At 58.5% G+C, this 25,748-nt stretch carries 24 protein-coding genes; 15 read left to right on the top strand and 9 right to left on the bottom strand.

Annotated features, from left to right (window positions below; all coding sequences use genetic code 11):
• Positions 1 to 94: 94 nt before the first annotated feature.
• Together ACR0LZ_RS04345 and ACR0LZ_RS04340 are read right to left on the bottom strand one after the other, a co-directional pair.
• Positions 95 to 508, bottom strand: a complete 414-nt coding sequence (locus ACR0LZ_RS04345) for a hypothetical protein (protein WP_480748553.1) — start codon at positions 506 to 508, stop codon at positions 95 to 97.
• Entirely contained in the window at positions 505 to 930 is a 426-nt protein-coding gene (locus ACR0LZ_RS04340; protein ID WP_480748552.1) for a hypothetical protein, read from the bottom strand. Before ACR0LZ_RS04340 ends, ACR0LZ_RS04345 begins: the two co-directional genes overlap by 4 nt.
• Positions 931 to 1,204: 274 nt before the next feature.
• Here ACR0LZ_RS04340 and ACR0LZ_RS04335 point away from each other — a divergent pair, with 274 nt between their 5' ends.
• The 8 genes from ACR0LZ_RS04335 (at position 1,205) to ACR0LZ_RS04300 (ending at position 6,679) form a co-directional block, all read left to right on the top strand.
• Positions 1,205 to 1,519 carry a hypothetical protein gene (locus ACR0LZ_RS04335; RefSeq protein ID WP_480748551.1) on the top strand — a complete coding sequence of 105 codons (315 nt, stop codon included), beginning with the start codon at positions 1,205 to 1,207 and terminating at the stop codon, positions 1,517 to 1,519.
• Positions 1,516 to 1,902: a hypothetical protein gene (locus ACR0LZ_RS04330; protein WP_480748550.1), complete on the top strand. Its 387-nt coding sequence runs from the start codon at positions 1,516 to 1,518 to the stop codon at positions 1,900 to 1,902. Before ACR0LZ_RS04335 ends, ACR0LZ_RS04330 begins: the two co-directional genes overlap by 4 nt.
• Before the next feature lie 8 nt (positions 1,903 to 1,910).
• On the top strand, positions 1,911 to 2,372 hold the full coding sequence (locus tag ACR0LZ_RS04325; protein WP_480748549.1) for a hypothetical protein: 462 nt from the start codon (positions 1,911 to 1,913) through the stop codon (positions 2,370 to 2,372).
• A complete protein-coding gene (locus tag ACR0LZ_RS04320) occupies positions 2,369 to 3,370 on the top strand; it encodes a hypothetical protein (RefSeq protein ID WP_480748548.1) in 1,002 nt (333 codons plus the stop codon). Before ACR0LZ_RS04325 ends, ACR0LZ_RS04320 begins: the two co-directional genes overlap by 4 nt.
• A gap of 200 nt (positions 3,371 to 3,570) precedes the next feature.
• Positions 3,571 to 4,659, top strand: coding sequence for an N-acetyltransferase DgcN family protein (locus ACR0LZ_RS04315; RefSeq protein ID WP_480748547.1), 1,089 nt, complete (start codon positions 3,571 to 3,573; stop codon positions 4,657 to 4,659).
• Positions 4,656 to 5,777: an alanine/ornithine racemase family PLP-dependent enzyme gene (locus ACR0LZ_RS04310; protein ID WP_480748546.1), complete on the top strand. Its 1,122-nt coding sequence runs from the start codon at positions 4,656 to 4,658 to the stop codon at positions 5,775 to 5,777. The genes ACR0LZ_RS04315 and ACR0LZ_RS04310 overlap by 4 nt, the downstream gene beginning before the upstream one ends.
• Positions 5,778 to 5,949: 172 nt before the next feature.
• Complete coding sequence (locus tag ACR0LZ_RS04305) at positions 5,950 to 6,087, top strand: hypothetical protein (RefSeq protein ID WP_480748545.1); 138 nt, start codon at positions 5,950 to 5,952, stop codon at positions 6,085 to 6,087.
• Between the two features lie 70 nt (positions 6,088 to 6,157).
• Positions 6,158 to 6,679, top strand: coding sequence for a hypothetical protein (locus tag ACR0LZ_RS04300; RefSeq protein ID WP_480748544.1), 522 nt, complete (start codon positions 6,158 to 6,160; stop codon positions 6,677 to 6,679).
• A 983-nt stretch (positions 6,680 to 7,662) separates the two neighbouring features.
• Here ACR0LZ_RS04300 and ACR0LZ_RS04295 read toward each other — a convergent pair.
• Positions 7,663 to 8,880, bottom strand: coding sequence for a M20 family metallo-hydrolase (locus ACR0LZ_RS04295; protein WP_480748543.1), 1,218 nt, complete (start codon positions 8,878 to 8,880; stop codon positions 7,663 to 7,665).
• 91 nt (positions 8,881 to 8,971) lie between these two features.
• Between ACR0LZ_RS04295 and ACR0LZ_RS04290 the strand changes: the two genes are divergently transcribed.
• Positions 8,972 to 9,733 carry a FadR/GntR family transcriptional regulator gene (locus ACR0LZ_RS04290; protein WP_480748542.1) on the top strand — a complete coding sequence of 254 codons (762 nt, stop codon included), beginning with the start codon at positions 8,972 to 8,974 and terminating at the stop codon, positions 9,731 to 9,733.
• A 19-nt stretch (positions 9,734 to 9,752) separates the two neighbouring features.
• A complete protein-coding gene (locus tag ACR0LZ_RS04285; RefSeq protein ID WP_480748781.1) occupies positions 9,753 to 10,646 on the top strand; it encodes a glutaminase in 894 nt (297 codons plus the stop codon).
• 11 nt (positions 10,647 to 10,657) lie between these two features.
• Here the strand turns inward: ACR0LZ_RS04285 and ACR0LZ_RS04280 are convergent, their stop codons facing one another.
• A complete protein-coding gene (locus ACR0LZ_RS04280) occupies positions 10,658 to 11,320 on the bottom strand; it encodes a DUF1028 domain-containing protein (RefSeq protein WP_300068291.1) in 663 nt (220 codons plus the stop codon).
• Positions 11,321 to 11,407: 87 nt separating this feature from the next.
• Between ACR0LZ_RS04280 and ACR0LZ_RS04275 the strand changes: the two genes are divergently transcribed.
• The 4 genes from ACR0LZ_RS04275 to ACR0LZ_RS04260 are packed head-to-tail and all read left to right on the top strand — an operon-like array spanning position 11,408 to position 16,829.
• Positions 11,408 to 12,982, top strand: a complete 1,575-nt coding sequence (locus ACR0LZ_RS04275) for an ABC transporter substrate-binding protein (protein WP_480748541.1) — start codon at positions 11,408 to 11,410, stop codon at positions 12,980 to 12,982.
• A 54-nt stretch (positions 12,983 to 13,036) separates the two neighbouring features.
• Entirely contained in the window at positions 13,037 to 13,984 is a 948-nt protein-coding gene (locus ACR0LZ_RS04270; protein ID WP_480748540.1) for an ABC transporter permease, read from the top strand.
• The gene (locus ACR0LZ_RS04265; RefSeq protein ID WP_480748780.1) at positions 13,984 to 15,867 is read left to right on the top strand and encodes a dipeptide/oligopeptide/nickel ABC transporter permease/ATP-binding protein; all 1,884 of its coding nucleotides are present in this window, start codon (positions 13,984 to 13,986) and stop codon (positions 15,865 to 15,867) included. Before ACR0LZ_RS04270 ends, ACR0LZ_RS04265 begins: the two co-directional genes overlap by 1 nt.
• A complete protein-coding gene (locus tag ACR0LZ_RS04260) occupies positions 15,864 to 16,829 on the top strand; it encodes an ABC transporter ATP-binding protein (RefSeq protein ID WP_480748539.1) in 966 nt (321 codons plus the stop codon). The genes ACR0LZ_RS04265 and ACR0LZ_RS04260 overlap by 4 nt, the downstream gene beginning before the upstream one ends.
• Positions 16,830 to 17,291: 462 nt before the next feature.
• On the opposite strand, the gene ACR0LZ_RS04255 is transcribed toward ACR0LZ_RS04260, so the two are convergent.
• The 4 genes from ACR0LZ_RS04255 to ACR0LZ_RS04240 are packed head-to-tail and all read right to left on the bottom strand — an operon-like array spanning position 17,292 to position 22,580.
• Complete coding sequence (locus ACR0LZ_RS04255; RefSeq protein WP_480748538.1) at positions 17,292 to 18,386, bottom strand: alpha/beta hydrolase; 1,095 nt, start codon at positions 18,384 to 18,386, stop codon at positions 17,292 to 17,294.
• A 59-nt stretch (positions 18,387 to 18,445) separates the two neighbouring features.
• Complete coding sequence (locus ACR0LZ_RS04250; RefSeq protein ID WP_480748537.1) at positions 18,446 to 19,420, bottom strand: mechanosensitive ion channel family protein; 975 nt, start codon at positions 19,418 to 19,420, stop codon at positions 18,446 to 18,448.
• A gap of 43 nt (positions 19,421 to 19,463) precedes the next feature.
• Positions 19,464 to 20,021, bottom strand: coding sequence for a hypothetical protein (locus ACR0LZ_RS04245; protein ID WP_480748536.1), 558 nt, complete (start codon positions 20,019 to 20,021; stop codon positions 19,464 to 19,466).
• A gap of 60 nt (positions 20,022 to 20,081) precedes the next feature.
• Entirely contained in the window at positions 20,082 to 22,580 is a 2,499-nt protein-coding gene (locus ACR0LZ_RS04240) for an arylsulfatase (protein WP_480748535.1), read from the bottom strand.
• A gap of 202 nt (positions 22,581 to 22,782) precedes the next feature.
• On the opposite strand from ACR0LZ_RS04240, the gene ACR0LZ_RS04235 reads away from it, so the two are divergent.
• On the top strand, positions 22,783 to 23,796 hold the full coding sequence (locus ACR0LZ_RS04235) for a helix-turn-helix domain-containing protein (RefSeq protein WP_480748534.1): 1,014 nt from the start codon (positions 22,783 to 22,785) through the stop codon (positions 23,794 to 23,796).
• A 399-nt stretch (positions 23,797 to 24,195) separates the two neighbouring features.
• On the opposite strand, the gene ACR0LZ_RS04230 is transcribed toward ACR0LZ_RS04235, so the two are convergent.
• Positions 24,196 to 25,746 (bottom strand): relaxase family protein, encoded by a 1,551-nt coding sequence (locus ACR0LZ_RS04230; RefSeq protein WP_480748533.1) that lies wholly within the window; start codon positions 25,744 to 25,746, stop codon positions 24,196 to 24,198.
• Positions 25,747 to 25,748 lie beyond the last annotated feature (2 nt).

Here is a 25,748-nt window from a genome sequence, read left to right as displayed (position 1 = left end):
GGCGGGTACATCTCTTCTAGCCGATATCAACGCCCCACCGCACTGACGCAGGTTAGTCCCGGCGCGTGCGGCAGGTTGAATGACACTGCGGCATTCAGGCCACCATGGTTTGCTGGTGGGAGATCCTCAGCCAAGTGCCGTCATCGTTGAGGTAGGTTGAGGCGCAGAGTGCCTTGTAGATCGACACGTCGGCTTTCTCCGCCGAGACACGGTAGGTGAGAATGGCGATGTCATGACACCGAATCACGCGCCGTTCGGCCATGACGACAGAGCGCCAGCCGGTGCTCTGCTTTAGATAGGTCCAGATCTGGTCGCCCTGAAGGATGCCAGGCGGATAAGGGAATATCATAACGGCGTTGGTTGCTGTCGTCGCCCGCGCGTTGTCGGCACCACTGGTCCAGAAATGTTCCTCCATGTCCCAAAGAACGCCCTGTTCGCGTGGCGAAAGCGTCCCGGTCTTGTGCGCAGAATGACCCATCGGCGTCGATGTCTGAGTGGAAACGGTCATTCGCCAGACCCCGACCCGCCAACCATGAACATCTGAAACAGCACAAAAATAATTGTGGCTATTGCCCAGAATACCCCCATAGTGCCCAAGCGACTGTCGGCGACCGCTGAAGTTCCTTGCCCCAGGGTCTTTGACTTCGGGCTTTCGGGAAGTAGTTGGCTTAGTTCTCGTGCGACCCTGCCGTGTTCGCTTGCAAGCATCGGAACGTCCCGAAATTGAGAAAGCAATGCCTCCAACCTCGCGCGCGCCGCGTCGCGCCCCAGCGTGACCATGTCAGTGGTTTCTGTCCAGGGGTCCAGCCCGAGCCGCGCAAGCGTGGAGAGGAGCGTCACAACGGATCCGTTCCGGTCCTCGCCGACCGAAGCATGGAGAAATTGCTCATACTCAGGCGGGTGCGGGTTGAGAATATTGGATTCGGTCATTGCCATTCCATTCCTTGGTTACAGGACCGCAGATTGCCCTGTTTGCCCCGAAGGCTACGCGAAAGTTGACCCCAGTGCCCTTACACAGATCAGTGCTGACGGCTGTCCACAAAAGAGTTCGCAACCGATTCAGCGTCCGGGACTAACCTGCGTCAGCACCGGTCGAACGATCCTGACGTACAAAAAGAGAAATCGCTCGACTGATCAGGCCCCGGTTTCGAGGTGCCGCCAACAGTGGTGAGCGACGGATCTGCCAACATTGCGGAGACCAGAGATGACCATGCGGTCGACCAGATCGACGGTGACGTTTTCGAACCCGTTCACCTTTTCAGGATACCCGGGCGATTTACCCCCGGGCGACTACGAAGTTCTCGTCGAAGAAGAGCTTCTCCATGGTCTGAGCTTCGAGGCCTACCGACGGACGGCGACCTACCTGACAGTGCGCGGCAGGGGCACTCATGCAGGACGTTCCGAGTTGAGGGCCATTTCTGAAAAAGACCTGAAAGAAGCGCTGAGCCGGGATGCGGCCACAACCGAAACGAACAATCACAGCGATGCGGCGCTTTCTCCGCAGGAGGACTTGAAATGAAAACTCCCGAATGGCTCAAACCCGGTATCTATGGTGCCGTGATCGGCGCTGTCTTTGTCGGTGTCGTCGGATTCACGTGGGGCGGCTGGGTGACCGGCGGCACTTCGAATGACCGGGCGGTGGCGATGTCCCGAAACGATGTCGTCGCCTCTATGGTGCCCGTCTGCCTCGACATGGCGCGCTCCGACCCGGCGCGGGCGGACAAACTGGCAACGATCCGAGCCGCCTCGACCTACCAGAGGCGCGACGCACTAATGGCGGCAGGCTGGGCGACCATGCCGGGAACCGATGCCCCTGACCGAGACATCGCGCAAGCCTGCCTGGCAACCCTTGATGTCGATCGATCCCCGGAGCGCGCGGAAAGCGCGGTCGATGAAGGATGAACCGCGCCATGCCGATAGCGTCACCCGAGACAACCGATCTCGAACGGCGTGTGCTCGCTCATGAAAAGGTGCTTCAGGCCCTGATCGCCTACATGGCCCGCACCGAGCCACGTTTCATCGACCACCTGCGAGAACGGTTCGTCGAACCGATGCGCATGGCCCGGCACGAACACGACCACCGCGAAACCGACGACTACGCGGAAGAATTCATTCGCGCTGTGATGCTCCTCGGAGAAGCGCGCGCGCCCAAAGTGAAGGAGCCGGACGTGACCGACAAGAATCCCGAGCCGCCGAGAAGCAGAGGAGAGCAGGGTTCTTCCACGGGCCGGCCGGTGCAGCGAAGTGGGGTTCAGGTCCGCGAAAGAAATGGCATCTGGGAGGTGCGGGTCAATGGCAAGTTCCGCGGCGACTACCACCAGAAGGAACATGCTCTTGCCGCTGCGGCTTTGCACAAGTTGTCCCAGCGATGACCGGTAGCACTCATCCGATAGTCCCGCAGGACTTCTCGATCCAGGTGGCCGAAAACGAAGGCATGCCGCCGGGACCAGGTTTCAAGGGCTCCTCGCCACCAATCGCGCCCATCCGACGGGTCACCGGAACGCTGACGCTTGGGCTGTCGAAGACACGCGCGGCGACCGACGGACTCCGGTTTGCAAAGGAAGTGCCAATGAGACGCCACGGAGAACCAACGACACGCCCGTTTTCAAGGCTGATCGTGAGGATGGTAGCCGTGGCCGGTGTGTTCGCGTCCTTCGCTTTCCCTGCGTTTGCGCAGGATGCGCCTATGCCTGCCAACGCCACCGCCAGAAGCTATGGCGAGGAATGGGAATGTGATCGTGGATACCGGCGTGACGTCGATACCTGCCTTGCCATCATCGTTCCGGAGAACGCCTATGCCACCAACCGAACCTATGGCGCAGGCTGGGAGTGCTTACATGGGTTTCAGGAGGTCGATGACGCGACTTGTCTTGAGGTCGTCGTGCCCGACGGCGGATATCTCGACCCGTCGGGACAGAGATGGAACTGCATTCGTGGCTATACGAAGGTCGACGACATTTGCCTCGAAGTCGTTGTGCCGGACAATGCGTATCTGTCGGCTGACTCCTATGGCGCCGCTTGGCTTTGCAACCGTGGTTACCAGGTCGAAGGCGACACATGCGTCGCAATCGTGGTCCCGGAGAACGCCTTTCTGAATGGGTCCGGATACGGGCAGCCTTGGACATGTGAGCGGGGCTATTTCGAACGCGATGACACCTGTGAAGCTGTTGTCGTCCCGGAGAACGCATATTTCTACGATGCAAGAAGCTATGGCTCAGGCTGGAAGTGTAATCGCGGCTTTGCAGAGTCCGATGACAGCTGCACAGAGATTGAACTCCCTGACAATGCGCATCTCGACAGATCGGGAAACCGGTGGGAGTGCCATCGGAATTTCCAGCGCTCGCAAGGGCGTTGCGTCCTGAACGACTAACGCGCGCAATCCAAATTTGAAACGCGGCTACCGGCACGAACGCTTCAAACGACCGGCCCCGGATAAGCCCGCCCGGTAAAGGAATGACCATGGAATCTGATATTGCAAAAAACCCGATGGCAAGGCTGTCCACGATGGGCCCTCAAGCCCCACCTGACGTATCCGCATCCCGTCGATCTCGCGGCAAAAAAGCTATAACAATGGGGGTGCCCACAGCGGTGGTCTATTGTGAAGGGAACTTCGGGCAGATTGACGGGAAAACCGCAAACGGTCTTGTTCGTCACAGCCAAGCCTATCGCGTTCTTTCGGTCATCGACAGCAAACTTGAAGGACACGACAGCGGTCAGGTGCTGGAAAATGTTAGCAACGGCATACCCATCGTTGAAGATCTTGAGGCTGCGGTGACGCGTGAAGTGCATATCCCCGACACTTTGATCTATGGCATGGCCCCCTCTACGGGCAAGATGTCACCTGCAGATCGAGAGGTCGTGCTGGACGCAATCGCGCTCGGCATGAACATCGTCAGCGGTCTGCACGAATACCTCGGTGATGATCCCGAGATTTCGAGCGCTGCTTACGCGGCCAACGTGTCGATCCGCGACATCCGCAAACCCCGTCTAAGCAAGGACATGCGCCTATTTGACGGAAGTGTGTCCGAGGTGAAGGCAATTCGCATTGCCGTATTGGGAACAGATTGTGCAATCGGCAAGCGGACGACTGCGACTATTCTGGCCAGGGAACTGAACGCACGCGGTATCAAGACTATCCTCGTCGGCACTGGCCAGACAGGGCTTATGCAGGGCGCAAAATACGGGATCGCCATGGACGCGGTGCCACCCCAGTTTTGCTGCGGGGAGCTTGAACGCCTAATCGTCGCGGCGTCTCACGGCGATGATCCGGATGTCATCCTGATCGAAGGACAAGGCGCGCTCAGCCATCCGGCCTTTTGCACCTCGGCATTCATTCTGCGCGGCAGCCAGCCGCACGGTGTTGTTCTTCAACATGCGCCCAAGCGGGCCCACCGCTGCGACTTTCCCGCCATGCCAATGCCCGGGCTGAAAAGCGAAATCGCCCTCATCGAAGCTTTTGCTGACACACGGGTGATTGGTATCACACTGAATCACGAAGCGATGACGGGCACCGAAGTCATTCGTGCAATTGACAGTCTTTCACGCGACTTCGGCATTCCGGTAACGGACGCGCTGGCCCGGCCTGAAGTGCACCTGAGCGACATGGTCTTGGCCGCGTTTCCGCAGTTACGGCCCGTGCCTCTTGTGGCCGCGGAATGACCTCGCCGCGGGTGGAAATTGATCTGGGCAAGATCCAGGCAAACGCGCGATATCTCGTCCGTCGCCTGTGCGCGCGCGGCATATCGGTCACCGGAGTGACCAAGGCCGTCTGCGGGCATCCTGACGTGGCCGTGGCGATACTGGACGGTGGGGTTGCCAGTCTGGCCGACGCCCGTATCGCAAACCTCTTTCGGATGCGGACGGCGGGGATCACGTGCCCAATTTCGATGATCCGCGCGCCGATGCTGAGCGAGATGGAAGGCGTCATCCAGAATTGTGACGCGAGTTACAACACAGAGATGGAAACAATCCTGAAGCTTGGCGCAGCAGCGAAGCAACAAGGCACGTCGCACGGTGTCATCCTGATGGTCGAAATGGGAGATATGCGCGAAGGCGTCATGCCCGAGAACCTCAATGACTTCGCCGCTCGGGTCATCGCAACACCCGGTGTTGCTCTCAGAGGCATCGCTGCAAACTTTGCCTGCATGGGCAACGCGGCACCGTCGGCCTGTGACATGGCCATGCTCTCGCGACTGGCAACTCAGGTCGAAGGTGCCTTCGGACATCATGTCGAGCTTGTTTCAGGAGGTGGCTCGGCCAATTTGCCATGGGCGCTTGGCGAAGGTTCAACCGGGCGCGTCAACAACCTCCGCCTCGGCGAGGCGATCCTGTTGGGCACCGACCCCGTAACAGGGCATCCGATCTCTGGACTTCATACGGACGCGTTTACCCTTTTTGCCGAGGTGATCGAAAGTAGGGACAAACCAAGCGCAAGACCACCTGCGTCAATTGCTCCGGAGCTTGGGATGCTCAAATTGGTTCCGAGTGATGACCTCCGAGCCCGAACGATCCTTGCTGTCGGGCAACAGGACACCGACACAAGCGGTCTTACGTTTCCCTCAGGAATCACGTTTATCGGCGCGACAAGCGACCACATCGTTGTCGACACAGCCAATTCCGCCGTGTCCGTTGGCTCCGAGATGAAAATGGGCATGAACCACAGCGCCCTCATGCGAGCGATGAGGGCCCCAGATGTCGCCAAGGTTGTTCACGGCAAGCAAAGGATTAACGGAAGTGCCAAGGACCGCGAGACCCACCCCTTCCTGACCCTGGTATAACGTCCAGATGATCCCAGCGGGGCCTACGACGGTCTTGTGCCGCCGACTTAACCGACACCGCGCCATAGTAAAGTGGCCGGTCAATACACATATACAAATAAGCCGCGTTCGAGAATTCGAGCCTGATCAAGGCCCGGAAATTCCGGCGGAACACCCAAAAAGGATGAAGAACATGTATTTCAAACTCCTGACGACCAAGGTCGGTGCCATACTGAAATCCAAACCTGCAGAACCGTCGAAAAAAGAACCGCCATTCAAGGCGCCGGGCACTGCTGCAAATGCGGGTTCTCCCGGGCAGAAGAAAACCTGAAGAATGCACCGGAAGCGGCTGGTTTTGCTCCATGTCGCGGAAAACTGCTCAATTGAAAGGATCAAACGCAATGGACGATCAAACAGCCAAGACCGTCGTGGTTTTTGACCGGCCTTTCAAACTTCCCGGCTTTGACGAAACGCTTCCAGCCGGTGAGTATGATATCGAGACGGAACTCGCTTCGCCTCCTGGTCACAAGGACCCGGAAGCCTGGAGGGCTTCGGTTGTGGTCCAACTGCACCCACGCCTGTCCCATCCGGGATTGACGCGGAGCCTGTCAGTGTCGCTGGCCGATCTCGACCATGCCCGCGCGAAAGACAAACTGTCCGGAAAGGACCTCTCACAGGTCTTTCTCGAAGAAATGCTGGCCGATCCGATGGTGCAACTCGTCATGCAGGCAGACGGGGTGTCGGAGGCGCAATTGCGCCATCTCTACTCGGGATCGCGGACGGCACAGACAGACAAGGATGTCCTCGATACCAAGACCGAAACCGGAACCGAACAGGAGCGTTTGCGGGACCGTTCGAAAATTCATGACGCCGAAAACGAAGGGATGCCATGCCGACCGCGCATGTCATCCGTTTCCGATTGACGTTGAAAGCGTAATTTCAGGGGTCAAATGAACGCGAGGATCTGATGCGATCAAAGTTAGAAGACGCCCTGATGGATCATCCCATCCGCGCGATCGGCGATGTGCCGAAGCCGCGGTTCTGCCTGCGGTGTAATACTTCGTTTTGGAGCGAAGGATTCGGCCAGCGTATCTGTGCAAGGTGCAAAGGCACGACTGCATGGCGCGCGGCTGTGCCGGAAGGCGTCAGCCAGGGTCGGCGTCGTTCTGGCGGTCGGTCTGCTTAGGTCTGCCGCATGCCGACGATCACGATCGCACGCACGACAGCTATCGCTATCGCACCGCCATGGTCCTTGGACCGCACAGGCTGAAGGTGCGTCCTTGTGAAACGCGGGACCTTACATTGACGAATTTCGATCTTGAAAGCGCTCCGACCACCCGCATCGACTGGTCCCGCACAACCGTCGTCCTCACGGCGCTAGATTGGTCTGTCTTTCCAATCGGGGCTTCAGCGACGTCCCGCCCGTTCTTTTTCGTGTCCATGCATGGTACCGCAAAGGTACGGTCTTGATGCGACCCTCAAAAGAGGCAGGCAATGACGGCTTCGGTGACGTGCGCTGTTGCGCAGCAATATCTCTTAGGCGAGTGCGAACTGATTCTGCGTCAGCAGTAGCCGCGTGAGCAAAAGGCGGCTAAGTCCCGCGTTGCAGACCTTGATGTGGCGTGCGGCGAAGGTTCGCTGAGCGGACAGACCGGACTTTTGCTGATGCAGCTATCGCTTTTGCGCCAATCGCTCGCACCTGCAGCGGTGTCTATTGGAAAAGCCGGAAATCTACACCAGACCAGTCGTTCAATCACATCATGCGCAGCTATTCGATACTTCGCAATTCTCGCACCAGAACTCTGGGCTTTGAGCAAGACGTCGTGTGGATCAAGGTCGTGTATTTTGTGCTTGCGGGAAAGAGTGCTGTGATACGCGCTTGTTCTTAGAGATATCGCAGTCTGCTTCAAACTTCCAAAGCCACAAGAAAGGTTGCAATAGATTGAATTGCAGCATCCATGTCGTCGCTCGCGGCGAATTCTTCTGGTTTGTGGCTAACCCCGTCTTCGCAGCGGACAAACAGCATCGCGATTGGACAGAGGTCTGCCATGGCCGATGCGTCATGTGTGGCCCCGGACGGCAGGCGCGGCGCGGTTGGGCAGATTGCGCCGGTAGCAGTCGACAGGGCGTCAATCAGATCGCGATTACATGGTACGGCGGGTTGTTCATAGGTACGTTCCATCGAAAACCCTACGCGACGCCCGCCCGAGATGTTATCGCCCAGGGATCGTGCCAATCTTGCGAAATCGTCGCGGACGGTGTCGTTCAGCGCCCGAATCTCCAAGGTCAATTCAACCGCGCGTGGGATCGCGTTCACTACGTTAGGATGCAAGGACAATGCGCCAATGGTCGCCCGCAGATCGGTGGCCTGTTTCGCCGCGTCATGGATGGCTGAAATGAAATCCGAGGCGGCCACCAGAGCATCACGGCGGCCGTCCATGGGAACTGTACCGGCATGACCCGTATCGCCAGTGAATGTGACAGTGTTCCGCTCGATGCCACAGATGCCCGTGACAACCCCAAGCGCGCTATCCTTTGCCTCCAGCACCGGTCCTTGTTCGATATGGACCTCCAGATAGCCCAATGTCTTGGCGTGGTCCCGTGCCAGTGACGCGACGCAGTCCGGATCACCCCCAAAGCGGGCAAGCGCGGCCCGAAGGGATACCCCGTCTTTGTCCGCCATATCCAGGATCGCCGGATCAAAGGTGCCTGCCAAAGCGCGCGGCCCCATCAGGGCCGTGGGAAACCGAACGCCTTCTTCGTCGGCAAAGGCGAGGACTTCGACTGAAAAGGGCAGTTCGATCCCGTCTGCCACAAGTTTCTCAAGCGCGAGGCACCCCAAGACAACGCCCATGATCCCGTCGTATCGTCCGCCATTCCTCACAGAATCCTGGTGAGATCCGATCAAGAATGTCGGCGCGCCCTTTGGCCCTTCCGTGCGACCGATGAGTGTGCCGGCCGCGTCCATATGCACTCTTAGGCCAGCCTGTGACATCCATGAGCGAATGACATCCAGCGCAGCCTCGTGCTGGGGCGTAAAGGGAAACCGCGTAACGCCTTTTCTATCAACGCTGCATCTGGCGATATCCGACAACCGGTCTTGTGCGCACTGTCCCCAGCTCATGGTAACCTCTAATTTATCATGATAAATATTTCCCTACACATAGACGCTTGAGGTGTCTATGATTTTATCATGATAAAATTTGAGGTGCAGTATGGACGGTAACGGCACACCGTCGCCCAAGCCAAAACGATCGCGACCGGTTCGGGTTGCGGATGAAATCAAACAATGGGTGGTCGAACGTGATCTGAAGGCAGGTGACAAGCTGCCCAATGAAAGCGCGATGATTGAGCAGTTTGGTGTATCTAAGGGTACTGTCCGTGAAGCGCTGCGCATTCTCGAGGCGCAAGGCCTGATCGTGACCAAGACCGGCCCCGGCGGTGGAAGCATTGTAGGAGAGGTTTCCACTGAGCGCGCCCGGTCCCTCTTAGCCAATTACTTTTACTTTCAGAACCTGTCCATCGCCGACATCTATCAAATGCGGAAAGTTCTGGAGCCCGAACTCGCCGCCAGCCTTGCCGGGCGGCTTGACTTAGGACAGCTGGAGGAATTGCACAGCCTTGCGCTGAGACACCCTGAACCTGCGACTTCTGCCGATGAAGAGAAAGAGCAGCACATCAGCTCTCTGGTTTTCCATGCCCGGCTATCGGATTTCGCTGGCAATCGGTTGCTTGGCTTTGTCATCGGGTTCATGGCCCAGACGCTGACCGACCTTACAGTCTATCGCCAGTTATATGATCCACCCAACGTCGACCTTTGGCATAAGGGGCGGGAACACCAGCTGCAACTGGTAGAGGCCCTGCGGCAGGGCGAACCGGAACAGGCCCGCAAGATCATGTATTCGCATATGCAGATCGCGGAAGAACTGATGTGCGTTCAGGAAGCCCATTTGCAGCGGCGGTTTCTGGGAGAGTAATGTGGTCCTGACAGAGCGCATGTTGCGCGACATCCATGACGAGATTTTTCGTCAGGACAATTGGGGTACGCCAGCCCAGTATATTCCGGAATTGGCGAACGTTCCTTCGAACAGGTTCGCGATGAGCGTTTGTCTGGCAAACGGCGAATGCCTAAACGTCGGGGCTGCGGATGACCCCTTCTCGATACAAAGCGTGTCCAAGGTCTTTTCCCTTGCGGCGACGCTGGGGCGCATCGGCGACCAATTGTGGAGCCGAGTCGGGCGCGAACCATCCGGCACGTCGTTTGACTCCGTCGTCCTGCTGGAACGCGAGAAGGGCCGCCCCCGCAATCCCTTTGTGAACGCTGGGGCAATTGTCACGACCGATGTGCTTTTGTCCGGACGGCAACCCAAACAGGCCCTCGCTGAAATTCTTGGTCTGGTCCGAACTCTGGCGGAAACCGACGACATTCATATCAACGAACGTGTCGCAGCGTCGGAAAAATCGACGGGCGCCCGTAACAAGGCTTTGGCACATTACCTTCAATCGCATGGCAACCTCGAAAATGCGCCGGACCTGACCCTTGGGACCTATTTCCATCAATGCGCAATCGAGATGACAACACGGCAGCTCGCCCTTGCCGGTAGATCGCTTGCCCGGCTTGCGACCGGCCCGAACGTGATCTCGCCCCGGCATGCGCGGCGTATCAATGCGTTGATGATGACATGCGGCCACTATGACGGGTCAGGAGAGTTCGCCTATCAGGTCGGCCTGCCCGGCAAGAGCGGGGTCGGGGGCGGAATTATGGTGATCGCGCCGAAGGTCGCGTCAATCGCGATCTGGTCGCCGGGGCTGAACCACTATGGGAACTCACATGCAGGCACCCGCGCGGCGGCGATGCTGGCGCGGGCGACGGGCTGGTCGGTGTTTTAGGGTGGCAGCGATTACTCGGGGGCGCGAGATTTATCCAAGAGAACGGGAACCTCTGACAACCAATCGCAATACGGGGGTTGCCGGGTCCGGTGGCATAAGCTCTCCAATTCCGAGATGGGATCATCGCTGTGATCGATGCGCAAATCCAACGGGGCACGATCCGGGGCAAGTACCAGCAGCGCAGCGGATAACACCCCTCGACTATCGCCGCCGGCCTGTTTTGCGGCGCTCAGAACGCGAAGCATTCGGTCAGCAACTGAAATATCGTCTGTCCGCGCGGCAGACATCATGGACTCCAGCACCTCTGGCCCTTTCAGCATGTTTCCGGCGATGGCTATTCCTGGTTCCGTGATGTGGTTCGCATAGGCAACGCTATCGGCCCCGGTGAATCCGTGGGCGCGGGCTTGACGGTCAAGTGCGATCAGCTGGCGATGTCCGCGCCCCGGATCGCTCTTGGTCACCGCCTCAACAGCCTCTTTTGCCGATTGCCCCTGATGCATAGCCCGCAACACGTTATCCCGCCAGAACGTACTGGGCGCTGTTCCCTGCGAAGCCACCAGGCCTGATTCGATATCGCCGCGCAGAACCCACCCCCCCACACAGAGACTTCCTGTGGCTGCGGCGGCGGCAAAAGTGCCTGTTTTCTTGTCGAAAGTCAGAATCGAGAAGGTCATTCAACTGCCCTAACACATTTTCCTTGTATTTATCATGATAATTTGCGTGAATGCAATTCATCATGATAAATAACAGGGAGACACCTCATGAAACTGCTGAAACTGTCCCGCAGGGCAATGCTGGCTGCTGGTGCAGCCACGGCACTTGCTCTCTCTCCGCTCGCGGCCCAGGCTCAGACGCCTGATGATGTTCTGATCGTTGGGCAGATCGCCGAACCCAAGGCGCTTGACCCGGGCGCCGTGACCGCCGTCAACGATTTCCGCATCCTGATGAACGTCTATGACGGGCTGGTGCGCTACAAGGACGGCACGCTTGAAGTCGAACCTTCGCTGGCCACATCCTGGGACATCAGCGACGACGGCACGGTTTACACCTTCACACTGCGCGACGGCGTGACCTTCCATGACGGCAGCGCCTTCAATGCCGATGCGGTCAAGTTCAACTTCGACCGGATGCTGGACGAAAACCACCCCTACCACAACACCGGTCCGTTCCCGCTGTCGTTCTTCTTCTCTGCCGTCGAGAATGTCGAGGTTGTGGACGATCTGACCGTTCGTTTCACCCTGAACGCGCCCTATGCGCCGTTCCTGTCGAACCTGGCCTATCCCACGGGCCTGATCGTGTCGCCGACCGCGGTTGAACAGCACGGCGCCGAATTCGGTCGCAACCCGTCCGGTACCGGCGCCTTCAAATTCGCAGAATGGCGGTCGAACGAAGCGGTGGTCATCGAGGCCAACGCGGACTATTGGGACGGCGCGCCCGAATTGCAGGCCGTCGTCTTCCGCCCGATAACCGACGCCAACACCCGCACCGCCGAGATGCTTGCAGGCGGCATCGACCTGATGGTCGAAGTGCCCCCGGTCGCGCTGAACGAGTTTCAGGGCGAAACCTACACCGTGCACGAACAGGCCGGGCCCCACGTCTGGTTCCTGATCCTGAACGCCAAGGAAGGCCCCTTTGCCGATGTCCGCGTTCGTCAGGCCGCGAACTATGCGATCAACAAGGAAGCGATCGTGAACGACGTGCTGGAAGGCACCGCCGCCGTTGCCGCTGGCCCGACTCCGCCGGCGTTTGCCTGGGCCTACAACGAAAGCCTGGAACCCTATCCCTATGATCCCGACAAGGCGCGCGAACTGCTTGCCGAGGCGGGTGCCGAGGGCGCCGAATTGACATTCTACGTCACCGAGGGCGGGTCGGGGATGCTGGATCCCGTGGCCATGGGCACCGCGATCCAGGCCGACCTTCAGGCAGTTGGCCTGACCGTCAACATCGAGACTTATGAATGGAACACCTTCCTTGGCGAGGTGAATCCGGGCCTCGAAGGCAAGGCGGACATGGCCGAAATGGCGTGGATGACCAACGACCCGGACACGCTTCCGTTCCTTGCCCTGCGCACAGCCGCATGGCCGGATCAGGGCGGGTTCAACTCGGGCTACTATTCCAACCCGAAAGTTGACGAACTGCTGGAAGCCGCCCGCGTGGCGACCGATCAGGCAGAGCGCGCGCGTCTCTATCAGGAGATGCAGGTGATCGTGCAGGAAGACGCGCCCTGGGTCTTCGTAGCCAACTGGAAGCAGAATGCGGTCACATCCGACCGTGTCGAGAATTTCTCGCTCCAGCCGTCGTTCTTCCTGCTGCTGGATGACGTGACCAAGAACTAATGCGACTGGTGCAGCCGCGCGCCTTGCGCGGCTGCACATTTCCGGGAGAGGGCAATGGCAGGCTATATCCTGAAAAGACTGATTTCCGCGATTCCGGTATTGTTCGGAATTTCGATCATTGTTTTCGTCATCATGGTCATGATCCCCGGCGACCCCGCCACGGCCATTCTCGGGTCCTACGCGACCCCGGAAAACGTGGAAAAACTCAACCGCGACCTTGGCTTGGACAAGCCGATGGTGCAGCGATATTTCATCTGGCTCGGCAACATGCTTCAGGGCGATTTCGGGCGCAGCTTCTCACTGAACCGGGCGGTTCTGGACGAGGTGCTTGACCGTTTCGGGGCGACGTTGATCCTGGCGGGCACGGCCTTTGTCCTGTGTTCAATACTCGGCATCGCCGCGGGCGTCGTATCGGCGGCACGGCAATACGGCCTGGCCGACAAGACCATCACTTTTGCGGTTCTTCTGGGTATCTCCATTCCATCGTTTTTTCTTGGTATGATGATGATCCTCATCTTCGCGGTGAAACTGCGATGGTTCCCGGTCTCAGGCATGTGGCCCATCTATGGCGCACGCGACCTGTCCGCGCTGATCAGCCACCTGACCCTGCCCGCGCTGGCGCTGGCGGTGGTGGCAACCGGGGTCATCGCCCGATTGTCGCGTTCGGCGATGCTCGAGGTGCTGCGTCAGGATTTCATCCGTACCGCGCGGGCCAAGGGCGTGCATGAACGCTCGGTCATCTGGCGCCATGCCCTGCGCGCCGCGATGGTCAGCATCATTCCGGTGCTGGGGGTGCAGGCCGGTTTCGTTCTGTCCGGGGCCGTCTATATCGAAATGGTGTTCCAATGGCCCGGTGTCGGGCGCATGCTGGTCGATGCCATCCTGAAACGCGACATCCTGCTGGTGCAGGGAGGCGTGGTCTTCGTCGCCGCCTGCTATGTGATGTTCAACATCGCGGTCGATGTCGCACAAAGCCTGCTCGACCCAAGGATCAAGACATGATGGCCTTCCTGAAGCTTCTGGCGCGCAACCGGCTTGCGCTTGGCGGGTTGATCGTGATGGGGCTGGTCGTCGTGCTTGCGCTGATCACGCCGCTTCTGCCGCTGGCCGATCCCGATGTGACCAACACGGCGAACCGGTTCAAGCGACCGTTTTCCGACGGCGCCCTTCTGGGCACCGATCACCTCGGGCGCGATCTTCTCAGCCGCCTGCTCTGGGGCACGCGCCTGTCGCTGGCCGTGGGTTTCGCCGCCGCGATCGTCGCCGCGACGCTTGGCGCGGCCATCGGCATCATCGCGGGCTATAACGGCGGGCGCACGGACAACATCATCATGCGCGGCGTCGACATGCTGATGGCCTTCCCCTACATCCTACTGGCGCTGGCCATTGTCGCAGCCCTTGGGCCGGGGCTGATGAACGCGCTGATCGCGGTCGCGGCGGTCAACATCCCGTTCTTTGCCCGAAACATTCGTGGAATCACCGTGGGCATCGCCCATAAGGAATTCGTCGACGCAGCACGGCTGTCGGGCATGACAGATGCGCGCATCATCCTGACCGAGGTGCTGCCCAACGTGATCCCGGTGATCGTGATCGCCATGTCCACAACGATCGGCTGGATGATCCTTGAAACCGCCGGTCTCAGCTTTCTGGGCCTCGGGTCGCAGCCGCCGCAGGCCGACCTTGGCTCCATGCTGGGCGAGGCGCGCTCGGCGCTGATCACCAATCCGCATACCTCGGTCGTGCCGGGCGCGATGATCCTGATCATCGTCATGGCCATCAACCTTCTGGGTGACGGCGTGCGCGACGCGCTGGACCCGCGCCTGAAATCCGGCGCCCTGTCGCGCCCGATGCCGACAACCATGGTCAAACGGACCGGACCGGTCCCGGAAGCCAAACCCGACACCTTATTGGCACTGCTTGGATTGAAAACGCAATTTCACGTCAAGGACCGCGTCTACAACGCCGTCGGCGGTGTCGATTTGCAGGTGAACCCCGGCGAATGCCTAGGGGTGATCGGCGAAAGCGGCTCCGGCAAATCCGTCACCGCGCTCAGCATCATGGGGCTTGTGGCCTCGCCCCCCGGCGTGATCACCGGCGGCGCGGTCCACTACAAGGGCGAGGATCTGATCGGCGCGCCCTATGAAAAACTGCGGTCGCTCAGGGGCGACAGGATCGCCTACATCTTTCAGGATCCGCTGGCCACGCTGCACCCGCTCTATACTGTTGGCGACCAGTTGATCGAGGCGGTTCGGGCACATCACCCGTTTGATCGGCACAAGGCGCGCGCACACGCCATCAACCTGTTGAAATCAGTGCGTATCCCGAATGCGGAACAGCGTGTCGACAGCTACCCGCACGAAATGTCGGGCGGCATGCGGCAGCGCGTGGGGATTGCCATGGCGCTGGCCAACGAGCCCGAGGTCATCATCGCAGATGAACCGACCACGGCACTGGATGTGACCGTGCAGGCGCAAATCCTGTCGTTGCTGGATGACCTGCGGCGGGAACGCGGGTTGGCCATTATCTTCATCACCCATGACTTCGGCGTGGTCGCCCAGCTGTGCGACCGGGTCGCGGTGATGTACGCGGGCCGGATCGTCGAGGAAGGCCCGACACAGACTATCCTGAACGCACCCGCCCACCCCTATACGGCGCGGCTGATGGCCTGTGTGCCCGAACTGGGCCAGGGACGCCGCGAACTGGCTGCCATTCCCGGCCTGCCCCCCGTGGTGGACAAACTGCCCGAGGGATGCGCCTTTGCAGAGCGTTGCCACAAGGCAAGCGACGCTTGTCGGCGGGGCAACATCGCGCTTGCGCCGCACACCTCCGACAGCCTTGTGCGTTGCATCACCCCGGAACTCCCCGCGCAGGAGGTACTCCAATGACCGCTGCTCTCAAGCTGACAAGCCTTGGCAAGGTCTTTCCTGTCGGCAAGCGCCTTTTCGGCCCACCAAAGGCGCTGGTGCGTGCCGTGCAACCCTTGTCCCTGACGGTAGAAGAAGGCGAAACCCTTGGCATTGTCGGAGAGTCGGGCTGCGGAAAATCCACGCTCGCGCGGATGCTCGTCGGTCTCCTGCCGCCCAGCTCCGGCACGATCGAGATCAATGGCGAACCACTGGACAACGCCGATCCGGCCTTGTTCGGGCGGAAGATCCAATATGTGTTCCAGGACCCGATCAGCAGCCTCAACCCGCGCAAGACGATCCGTCAGATCATGGAAGCGCCGTTGAAGCACCTTCACAACATGCCCGCGGCGGCCCGTGCGGACCGCATACGGGAGATCTTTGCCGCAGTGAACCTGCGCGAGGAATTTCTGGATCGCTATCCGCATGAGTTCTCGGGCGGGCAGGCGCAGCGGATCGGCATTGCCCGCGCACTGGCCGCGGATGCGCGTATCCTCATCCTCGACGAACCCGTTTCGGCGCTGGACGTGTCGGTGCAGGCGCAGGTTCTGAACCTGCTGGCCGATTTGAAGCAGCAATTCGGTCTGACCTATCTGTTCATCAGCCACGACCTTGCCGTGGTCGAGGCGGTCAGCGACCGGGTCGCGGTGCTCTATTTCGGCGCGGTGGTCGAGGTCGGCCCGGCGGACCAGGTCTTTGCGCATCCCAAGCATCCCTATACCAAGCTTCTGGCTGACAGTGCGCCTGTGGTCGGACGCCCGTTGACCGCGCCGGAGGGGCGGGAAACCGAATTGCCAGACCCGCTGAACCCGCCAAAAGGCTGCGCCTTCCGGGCGCGGTGTGCCTTTGCCAGCGACCTATGCGAGCGCGAAGCGCCGCGTCTTGAAAAGCAGTCAGATGGTGTGTGGACAGCCTGCTACCACCCCCTCGCAGACTCAAAGTAGGTAACGAGGTTTTCGGGGTCGCGTGGCGATCCAAAGCGGTTGAGGGCGTCCAGATTGTCGTTTCCTTATGGAAACCCGGGTCTCTTGGGTTGAATGTCCACATTCCTTTCTTCTGAACAACGAGCGTTGATTTGCTCGTGCAGCAAAGACACAGCTGCGTGCGCACGCAGCACGAAATAGCAATAGCAATCATGGGCTCGGAGACCGAATTCGCGGCGTCCGACACGAACGTCGCCTTCCGAAGCGCGAATATCCGGTGATCGACAGGGACGGCTTAAGATCGAGAGTTTGGCGTTTGTGCCAACGGCTGGTCTTGTTCGGCCCAAAAGCAGGGGTGTGCCGCGTTAGCATTGGGCAGCTCTGAGCCCAAAGTGGTCACTTTCAAGAGTTGCGTTTCGCGCTTGCAGCGAAGAAATCAAGCACGTGCAGAAATAACGCGGTGAACGCGCACCGGCATATTGATTACTGCGTTAAAACGATGCCCGTCTCAGCTTCAAGTTTTTCTGCGTCGACGGTAATGATGCGTCCCGTTGCGTCGTTGCTGATGACGCCGCCTCCAGACTGATGCAGTGACTTGAGGAATTTCAATATTTCCGGAGATGAGCCGATCTTGAAATGCTTCAGCGGGTCACCGGACTTAATGTTGGTCAAGTCAAATACGGCAACCTTCAGACCGCCAAGCTCAGACACGGATTTGATATCACCGACCCTATCTCCCTGACGCCGAAGTTTTGAAGAGAAGCTAAGTGCCAGATCATCGTTTGTTGTCAGCAAGATGATGGGTATACCTTGCGCCAGGACAGGTTGTGCCTGCGTGCGGAAAACATCTATGTCGAGGTCCGCAGATATCAGGATCAGAACCCGGATTTTCCGCAAAACCGATATTTGATTTTGCTGAGCCAATTCACGCATGGTGTCCATGGCCACGAAATTTCCCATGGAGTGGGCAACCACCAGATAGTTCGTCAGACGCGACTCTGACATGGCGGCGAGGGTCTCTTTGAATGATCCACGGGCAAACAATGCGCTTTCACGGTCATCAAGGTATTTCAACACGCGGCCGGCAGAAGGCCATGAATACACGATTTCGACCCCTTCGCGTCCGGTATCTTCTGCGAGGGCGGTTGCACGTATGACAGCTTCGGCTGAATTGGTATTGAACCCATGGACGAAAACAAATCCTTGACGGTCATCGACGGCGCGTTTGCCGGCCTCTTCATTTATGGCCCGCACAAATGCCTGTTTGCCTTTCAGCCGAACGGCAGAGGAGACCAGGAACTGCGTGTTAGGATCAACATCTTGTCCTTTAGGGTACCTCACTTCCCCGATTTCCCGCGCTGGCGGTATCGAGATGACAAGTTTGGAATAATTGGTCTGGTCGGAACGGGTTTCAGTAAAGAAATCTGGCGCGGGTGCAGGTGCCCGGGAGGCCGCGACCAGGATCGTCCTTTCGCGTGCCGGCGTTGCAGCATTTGGCAACAGGGCCAATGTTCCGCGTTCACCGCAGCCGCTGATCACTGCGGCGGCAACGACAACCAATACAGTCAAACAGCGCATGGCCATGTCCTTTTTTAAGCGCGAAAAACAATTGATTAGACGCGCCAGTACGTCAGCCGTCAGCCAGAGGCCGATACACGCGGTGCCTCGGTGTCGTCCGCGGTGGCAATAACATCGTCTGAACGATCCACTTTTACAGTACGTTCAGCAAACTCGATACCGTTGTTTGCAAAGCCTTGCTGAACCAGCCTGTAGACTTCGCGGCGGATGAGAAACTGTTCGCCAGGCAGGGTTGTGAATTTGACACGCACGGTCAGCCCGTAGAGATCGACGCCGTAGATACCTTGAAACTTAACAGGAGAGAGCATTTGCGGACCAAAATACTCATCCTCTTCGATTTGCCTGGACAGCGCTTTGATGACTTTTTTGACTTTGAGGATGTCCGTGTCGTGGGGGACCTGAAACTCAAGCTTTGAGATGACCCAGTCCCGGCTGAGATTCTTGACCGATTGAATGGTGCCGTAGGGGAGCGTTTGCAGCGCCCCCCGGTGGTGCCTGATTTGCATCGATCTCAGAGAAATCTTTTCGACGGTGCCGCGTGTCTCGCCGATCTCTACATATTCTCCCAGCCGAAAGGCATCGTCTATCACAAAGAAAATGCCCGCTAGAATATCCTTCAAGAGGCTCTGCGCCCCCATACCCAATACGATCCCGACGATGCCTGCCCCTGCCAACATCGGTGCAATTTTGACCCCAAGCTCTGCAAGGGCGACAAGGATCGCAATGATGACGGTAAAGGTGATAAGGATTGCCCGCACCAAGGGGATGACACTCAGACCGCGCGACGATGGCGCATGCTCAGGGTCGGTGGTTTCCTGCCGGGCATTGGTGGACAACAGGTAGTGGCGCAGCGCAGCGAGCATGGCGAGCGACAACAAGCTGCCGCTCAGCAGGAACAATAGAACGCGGGTTGTCGAGGTGATCTGCCTTGTTTCGCTGTGAAGCAGGATGCCGCCAAACACGACCTCTGCCACGACGAGGATGATCGAGCCAAGCCCAACCAGCCACCAGTACAAGGTGCTTGGTTTTGCCAATTCAGTATCCCCCTATCTTAACAACGCACCACGCGCGCTGTTGCTAGTACATAACCGCACGCCGGTAGGTGCGCCGCCGAACCCCTGCTGCGGATACCGGCGTACGCGGCATTCCGATAACGTCTATAAAAAGCGATATGTTTTCCCCAAGCACTGGCATTGTGCCTGTCAGAATGCGGTCGACCGTGTAGTGTAGATCGTCCCCGTCGAGCACGGGGTTCTTCAACTCCACGACGACTTGAAGGAGTTCATCGCCTTCCAGGATCGAAAGATCGGCGTTGGGTGGCACGGCCAGAAAACTGTCCTCGCCTTCGCTCCAGAAAGGAATAAACCGCTCTGTTTTCATGTTGCCCGCGATCCGGTCGGGGCGATCCGAGAAGAACAGGGTCACCGGGCTTACACCTCGAAGCGTCAGGCGATTTTCGTCAGCGGCGTAAGCCATGTCCTTGGCCGTCTGCACGAAGAGAAAGTCGGCCTCGGACTGGTTGGCGTCTTGGGCCGCTGCATCACGACTTGCCGCCGTTGCCAGCAATGTCGCTGCACCGGCACAGATCTGGCGTCGGGTCGGACCGACACTTTGTTGCTTTTTCTTGGTATGCATAGTCGTCCCCGTCGAATGAATGGAACGGCCCCCGCTCGACATAACGGGGGCCGTGCATGATCAGTCGCTCGCGCGATGCATTGCGTCTTCAAGCCGCTTCTTATCGGCGTCCGAAAGTTTCGGCCGGTCGATTTTCAACGTCAGCTTGTCCAGCTTGGCAGTCAGGTTGAAGGGCGGTTTGTAGTCGTCGTCGTAGACACCTGTTAGCGTGTCCTGCCCGATGTCGAACGACTCATCCCATTGCAGAATGACCGGTATGGTGTTCTTCATCTTCTTGGTCGCAACAACCTTGCCATCCACGCTCAGGGTGCCGGTGCCACTCTGTCCGATGCCGCTGGCATCGCCATAGGCCAGCGTTCCGTCACCCAATCCGTCATATTTGAAATCGAACTCGACGGTATGTTTTCCTGGTGTCAAAGCGTCGTCACCCTGCCACTGGATGCGCTCAAGATTGAGCATGTTCCAAGTGAAAGTCGGCTTGCCGTCCTTGAGGTAGAACCCGTAGCCCGCGAACCTGCCGCCAGACGTCACGATCATACCCTCCGCGCTGCCGTCAGGCACCTCGATCTCGGCCGTGAACGTATAGGACGAATTCAAGATACTGGGAGAGTCGCCCTGAGGCACACCGATCATGGGTTGCGTATAGACAAACTCGGTGCGGCCTGCGGTGATGCTGGGTCGCGGCTTCGCGAGGCGGGATGTGACAGAGGCATCCAGCGGGAACACCTGATACTTTTTGGCTTCCTCGATGAAGATCGCCTTCAGTTCCTCGACTTTTTCAGGGTGATCCGCAGCGACGTTCTTTTGCTGGTTCATGTCTGTTCTCAGGTCATAAAGCTCGAACACTTGATTATTGAGCGGATCCGGGTTGGGTGTTTTGGGTGTTTCCCAGGGCATCCGGTTGACCTTGGTGCTCAGGAACCAGCCTTCGTGATACAGCGCCCATTGGCCCATCATCTCAAAGTACTGCGTACGGTGACGACTTGGCGCATCTGCGTTCGCCTTGTCGAAGGTATAGGCAAAGCTTGTGCCTTCAATTGGTGACTGAACGATGCCGTCCACCTCGAGCGGTTCAGCGATACCGGTCACTTCGAGAAGGGTCGGGACGACGTCGATCACGTGCAGGAACTGATCGCGCATCCCGCCTTTGTCGGTAATCCCTTTGGGCCATGCCACGACCATGTTCTGACGCACGCCACCCAGCCGGTTGGCATTTTGCTTGAAGTAATCGAACGGCGTGTCAAAAGCCCATGACCAGCCTGCGGACATGTGGTTGTACGTCTCTTCGGTGCCCCAAACATCATACCATTGAAGTTGGGTCTTGGCAGGCATGGCCGAGATACCGTTGAACCAGGCAACCTCGTTCGGCGTTCCCATGGGACCGCCCTCGGCGGATGTCCCGTTGTCACCGTTGATGTAAATGACCAGCGTGTTCTCCAACCGTCCCAGATCGTCGATAGCATCGACAACGCGGCCAATCTCATGGTCGGTGTAGGCCGCATAGGCGGCAAAGACCTCGACCTGCTTGACGAACAGTTTTTTCTCGTCATCGCTCAGTTGATCCCATGGCTTGATCTTGTCAGCGGGCCATGGCGTCAAGGTCGCATCCTGAGGGACAAGCCCCAGCTTCTTCTGGTTTTCGAATATCGTCTGGCGCAGCGCTTCATAGCCGTCGTCAAAGAGGTTCATCGCCTCGATCTTTTCCACCCATTCCTTGGTCGGGTGGTGCGGCGCATGTGTCGCACCTGGCGCGTATTTCACGAAGAACGGCTTATTGGGTTCGATCTGGGTCAGACGTGAAATGTGCTGGATCGCATCATCCGCCATACCCGTGATCATGTTCCATTCCGGATTTCCGTCGTAGGGGTAAATCTGGGTCGTGTTGCGGAAGAGGTTTGGTTGCCATTGGTTCGCATCACCGCCAACAAAGCCATAGAAATACTCAAACCCGAGACCTGTGGGCCATTTGTCGAATGGTCCCGCCTGGCTGGCGGCGAAAGACGGCGTGTTGTGATCTTTCCCGAACCACGAAGTTGCGTAGCCGTTGTCTGATAGTATCCGGCCGATGGTCGCCTTGTCCTCTGGAATGATCGAGTTGTAGCCGGGAAAGCCCGTCGACTGCTCCGAGATCACGCCAAAGCCCACCGAATGGTGGTTGCGCCCGGTGATCAGCGCGGCGCGCGTGGGCGAGCACAGCGCGGTGGAGTGGATGTTGGTGAAGCTGAGACCCTCGGCCGCCAGTTCGTCCATCGTGTCCGTTGGGATTACCCCACCGAAGGTGCTTGGAACGCCAAACCCAGCGTCATCAAGGATGATAAGCAGAACGTTGGGTGCCCCTTCCGGCGGTACCACGCGCGGTGGCCAATACTCGGTTGACTTGAGCGCTTGTGGCTCAATTTTGCCACCAAACTCGGCTGGAGGCGGCGGCAGTTGTTTGCCATTGATCGTCGTCGTCGCACCGGGTGCGCCGGGCGGTGACTCCGTCTGAGCATGTGCGCTCAGGCTCAGGCACACCACGGACACCATCGCGGTGACTGTGACCAGATTTCGATGTTTCATATCTCTCTTCCCACCAAATGATTTCTTACTATTCGCGCTGAGGAAGGCCCGGCCGAATGTTTCATCCAGCGGCGTGCTTTAACGCGCTCCGGTATTCAAAAAGCATCGCAAAATCTGCGAGGCGGTTGTTGATCTGTATCAAGAATGCTCTGTAGATTTGACTTTGGTGGCCAAAAGCAGAGGGCACGGCAGGAACAACAAGATGACAACATCCATACCACTCATCCGCGCTGCGGCTATTCATCCGATGCGGCGGTGGGCAAATCAAACCCAGCTTGACGTAGAGCATTTACTGGCCAAGGCAGCGCTGGAGTGGGTTCCCGAGGATCAACCATACCTTCCCATACCCCTGCGCGGCGCGGTTCAGTTTTTGGTCGAGATATCGAGAGAAGCAGGCGCTGACGCGCCGCACCGCATCGTGAACGGGCGCGGTGGTTTTGAAATCGGTGTGATCGGTGCGGCTGCTTTTGTGGGCCCGACTGTGCGTGAGGGGCTTCGCAGGATATCGCGAAAGATGCCAGCACACTCGACACATGAGATTTTCACGGTCATCGATGAACCAAAATCACTGCGCATAACGGACGGCTGGGCTTTGGACATAGGTGATTTGGAAACCCTGCATTACGTCCAGCAATACGTCGCGTCGTTGATCGACATGATGTGCAGCGTCGCTACCGGAGCCTCGCCATCTGTTGCACGCGTCGCGTTGGTTTCTCATCCGGAAACCGGCGTGTCCCATCTAAAACCGTGGCTTGGTGATCGCGTGCAGCCCGCCGAAAACCGCGCTCTGGACGTTCTTATCGATGAGAGGGTTGCCGGTAAGGCCTTTCCAGAACATGTCATAACCAAAGCAACCAAATCCGATGCTTTGAAGCAGGCGACTTTGCTCTCGGGGCATACGCTCTCAGATCAAGCCGCCGTGTTGGTCGGCAGTATGCTTGGAAAGGCTCAGCCCACGCTGGGCAGATTGGCTGCAGCGGCAAGTACCAGCGCGCGAAGTTTCAGACGGCAACTCTCGGAGGAAGACACCAACCTTGCGCAGATTGTCGAGAAGGTTCGCGCTGACAGAACCCTCGAACGGCTGCGAGAAGATCCGAGTATTTCGCTCAAGGAATTGTCGCATGAGCTTGGCTACGCAAATCAGGAAACGCTTTCCCGCGCCGTGAAGCGGTGGACAGGTGAAACACCGAGCCGTTTTCGAAGGCAGCACAGCTAACCGTGACGCTGTTCGTATTGTCCATAAGCATCTATCAGTCGCGCCGAAGAGCACGATGGTGTGCAGATTTTCTTGCACTTGCCAAAGTCGGTTCCGTCCGCAACCTGCCCCTTCGCCTTCGAACCCTCGCTGCGAATTGCCTGAATGGCCGGATTTTACGCCGCGTGGTAGCGTTTGGATTTACGCAACTGCTGCGATTCTCGTGCCGCGTGCGCACGCAGCGAGAAATTCGAATTCACGGTGAGGGCTCTTTCGAGCTCTTCGCTGCATTCTACATGAAGTTCCGGTTTATCCGCTACGCACCCAGCAAAGAAATCGCAGACGTGTGGTGAATTGCTGCAGAACGAATCTAAGATTCCCACTGCAGACCCTCGAACCACGCCAACATTTGCAGTTAGATCAAAGCGAATGTCCGGCGCTGCGGTGGCTATCTCTCGCGTCTAACTCTCTTTCAGTCGCTTCTCGGCGTCTTTCGCTAGTTTCCAGCTGGTCTCTAACCCCGCCTGCAGCGTCGCGTAATTCTGCTCCTCGCGCAGCAAGTCGGCCAATGTGGTGACGGACGTGAGATGTGATTTCATCAATAGCGCCACGCAATGCGCCAAGCCATTCACCTTGCTTTCGATCCTGCTGGTCGAGCGCTTCTCCAAGGCGTGCAATTCCTTGGCTGAACTCTCGCAGGCCGTCACCAACCGCTCGACGGATGCGAGCAATTCGCGTTCCAATGCTGTCAGGGTCTGTGTCATCTAGGGTTCCTTGATCTCGATACAGATGACCGGCGTCCCGGCCATGGTGCAGGTCTTCAATTCGGTCCGGTCGGGGTCCAGCGTCACCCATGTCTGCCCAGCCTGTTCGATCCGTGTCAGGCCAAGCCTCGTCATCTCCGAGCGCGTGATCAAGCCCGCCCAAAACCAACTCGCGATCAGCACTGTCGCGATCCAGGATGAGACCATCACCACGATCACCCAGGGTGAGATCGTCAACCAGCGCCTGATCGTCTCGCTCCGCCCCTCCAACTCGCTCCTGCTGTCGCTCAGAAAGAACCTGATATCGGTCTCGATTGTATGCAGCGCGCTGGTCGCAATGCTGCTGAAATCGCTCCTGAAGCTCTCCAGTTGAGATGCCATCAAGGCGGCGTGGTCGCTGCGTACTGTCTCCAGGTCCGCGTTCAATTTCTCGGCGAGGCGGTTCGGCTTGCCAGTCGTCATGGAAAATCTCTCCTTTCAAACGCCAGCGCTCGCCGGTGTCGGGGTCTTTGGCGGTGATGTAATTCTTGCTGGCACGGGGGATATCAAAGCCTGCATCGGCCAAAGCATCGATCATGCTGGCGCGGTCGGTGATGGTGCCGACGCTGATCTGATCGAGGATCCAATCGTGCAGCGCTTCGCGACCTTGCGCGCGCGTCGGCGCTTCAATCGTCGCCCTCACTTCGCGAGCGCGATCTGGCTCCAAAGGGTCTGCCCAACCGTGCGTCTTGTTCATCAAATCACGCAGGCTGGAAAAGGCGTTTTCATGGCCTGGCGGTGCGATGTTCAACGCCTTGCCCGTGCTCAGCTCAAGGCGTGGCGTGCAGAAGTGCAGCTCGACATTGCCTTCATGCGAGTGGCGCACCCAGAGACAATCGTATTGATCCCTGTCCAGCCCAGCAAAGGCCAGAGCCTCAAATAGCTCAATGGCCTCTTGCTGGGCGGCGGGACTGGGATCGTCGCTGTCGGCAAAGCTGATCACACCTGCCGTGTAGCTCCATTTGTTGGGGCTCGCATCGATAAGGTCGCGGGTCTGATCAGGATTGCCGTGCAGCACCTCGGGCAGCGGGTCGCGGATCTTGGTTTGCGGCTGGCCGTTATCATCACGGATCAGATTGCGGTTCTCGTCATAGGCCAGAACTTCGCGCGCGGTCAGGTAGTCGATGGGGGCTGCACCGCCTCCCGTACCGGTGGAGAAGAACGACATGA

The sequence above is a fragment of the Ruegeria sp. CI1 genome, assembly GCF_056536925.1.
This window is presented reverse-complemented; position numbering and strand designations above follow the sequence as displayed.

What these genes read in the sequence shown, in the direction of transcription:
- ACR0LZ_RS04345 (WP_480748553.1), bottom strand. Translation starts at nt 508, where the DNA reads ATGACCGTTTCCACTCAGACATCGACGCCGATGGGTCATTCTGCGCAC.
- ACR0LZ_RS04340 (WP_480748552.1), bottom strand. Translation starts at nt 930, where the DNA reads ATGACCGAATCCAATATTCTCAACCCGCACCCGCCTGAGTATGAGCAA.
- ACR0LZ_RS04335 (WP_480748551.1), top strand. Translation starts at nt 1,205, where the DNA reads ATGACCATGCGGTCGACCAGATCGACGGTGACGTTTTCGAACCCGTTC.
- ACR0LZ_RS04330 (WP_480748550.1), top strand. Translation starts at nt 1,516, where the DNA reads ATGAAAACTCCCGAATGGCTCAAACCCGGTATCTATGGTGCCGTGATC.
- ACR0LZ_RS04325 (WP_480748549.1), top strand. Translation starts at nt 1,911, where the DNA reads ATGCCGATAGCGTCACCCGAGACAACCGATCTCGAACGGCGTGTGCTC.
- ACR0LZ_RS04320 (WP_480748548.1), top strand. Translation starts at nt 2,369, where the DNA reads ATGACCGGTAGCACTCATCCGATAGTCCCGCAGGACTTCTCGATCCAG.
- ACR0LZ_RS04315 (WP_480748547.1), top strand. Translation starts at nt 3,571, where the DNA reads ATGGGGGTGCCCACAGCGGTGGTCTATTGTGAAGGGAACTTCGGGCAG.
- ACR0LZ_RS04310 (WP_480748546.1), top strand. Translation starts at nt 4,656, where the DNA reads ATGACCTCGCCGCGGGTGGAAATTGATCTGGGCAAGATCCAGGCAAAC.
- ACR0LZ_RS04305 (WP_480748545.1), top strand. Translation starts at nt 5,950, where the DNA reads ATGTATTTCAAACTCCTGACGACCAAGGTCGGTGCCATACTGAAATCC.
- ACR0LZ_RS04300 (WP_480748544.1), top strand. Translation starts at nt 6,158, where the DNA reads ATGGACGATCAAACAGCCAAGACCGTCGTGGTTTTTGACCGGCCTTTC.
- ACR0LZ_RS04295 (WP_480748543.1), bottom strand. Translation starts at nt 8,880, where the DNA reads ATGAGCTGGGGACAGTGCGCACAAGACCGGTTGTCGGATATCGCCAGA.
- ACR0LZ_RS04290 (WP_480748542.1), top strand. Translation starts at nt 8,972, where the DNA reads ATGGACGGTAACGGCACACCGTCGCCCAAGCCAAAACGATCGCGACCG.
- ACR0LZ_RS04285 (WP_480748781.1), top strand. Translation starts at nt 9,753, where the DNA reads ATGTTGCGCGACATCCATGACGAGATTTTTCGTCAGGACAATTGGGGT.
- ACR0LZ_RS04280 (WP_300068291.1), bottom strand. Translation starts at nt 11,320, where the DNA reads ATGACCTTCTCGATTCTGACTTTCGACAAGAAAACAGGCACTTTTGCC.
- ACR0LZ_RS04275 (WP_480748541.1), top strand. Translation starts at nt 11,408, where the DNA reads ATGAAACTGCTGAAACTGTCCCGCAGGGCAATGCTGGCTGCTGGTGCA.
- ACR0LZ_RS04270 (WP_480748540.1), top strand. Translation starts at nt 13,037, where the DNA reads ATGGCAGGCTATATCCTGAAAAGACTGATTTCCGCGATTCCGGTATTG.
- ACR0LZ_RS04265 (WP_480748780.1), top strand. Translation starts at nt 13,984, where the DNA reads ATGGCCTTCCTGAAGCTTCTGGCGCGCAACCGGCTTGCGCTTGGCGGG.
- ACR0LZ_RS04260 (WP_480748539.1), top strand. Translation starts at nt 15,864, where the DNA reads ATGACCGCTGCTCTCAAGCTGACAAGCCTTGGCAAGGTCTTTCCTGTC.
- ACR0LZ_RS04255 (WP_480748538.1), bottom strand. Translation starts at nt 18,386, where the DNA reads ATGCGCTGTTTGACTGTATTGGTTGTCGTTGCCGCCGCAGTGATCAGC.
- ACR0LZ_RS04245 (WP_480748536.1), bottom strand. Translation starts at nt 20,021, where the DNA reads ATGCATACCAAGAAAAAGCAACAAAGTGTCGGTCCGACCCGACGCCAG.
- ACR0LZ_RS04240 (WP_480748535.1), bottom strand. Translation starts at nt 22,580, where the DNA reads ATGAAACATCGAAATCTGGTCACAGTCACCGCGATGGTGTCCGTGGTG.
- ACR0LZ_RS04235 (WP_480748534.1), top strand. Translation starts at nt 22,783, where the DNA reads ATGACAACATCCATACCACTCATCCGCGCTGCGGCTATTCATCCGATG.
- ACR0LZ_RS04230 (WP_480748533.1), bottom strand. Translation starts at nt 25,746, where the DNA reads ATGTCGTTCTTCTCCACCGGTACGGGAGGCGGTGCAGCCCCCATCGAC.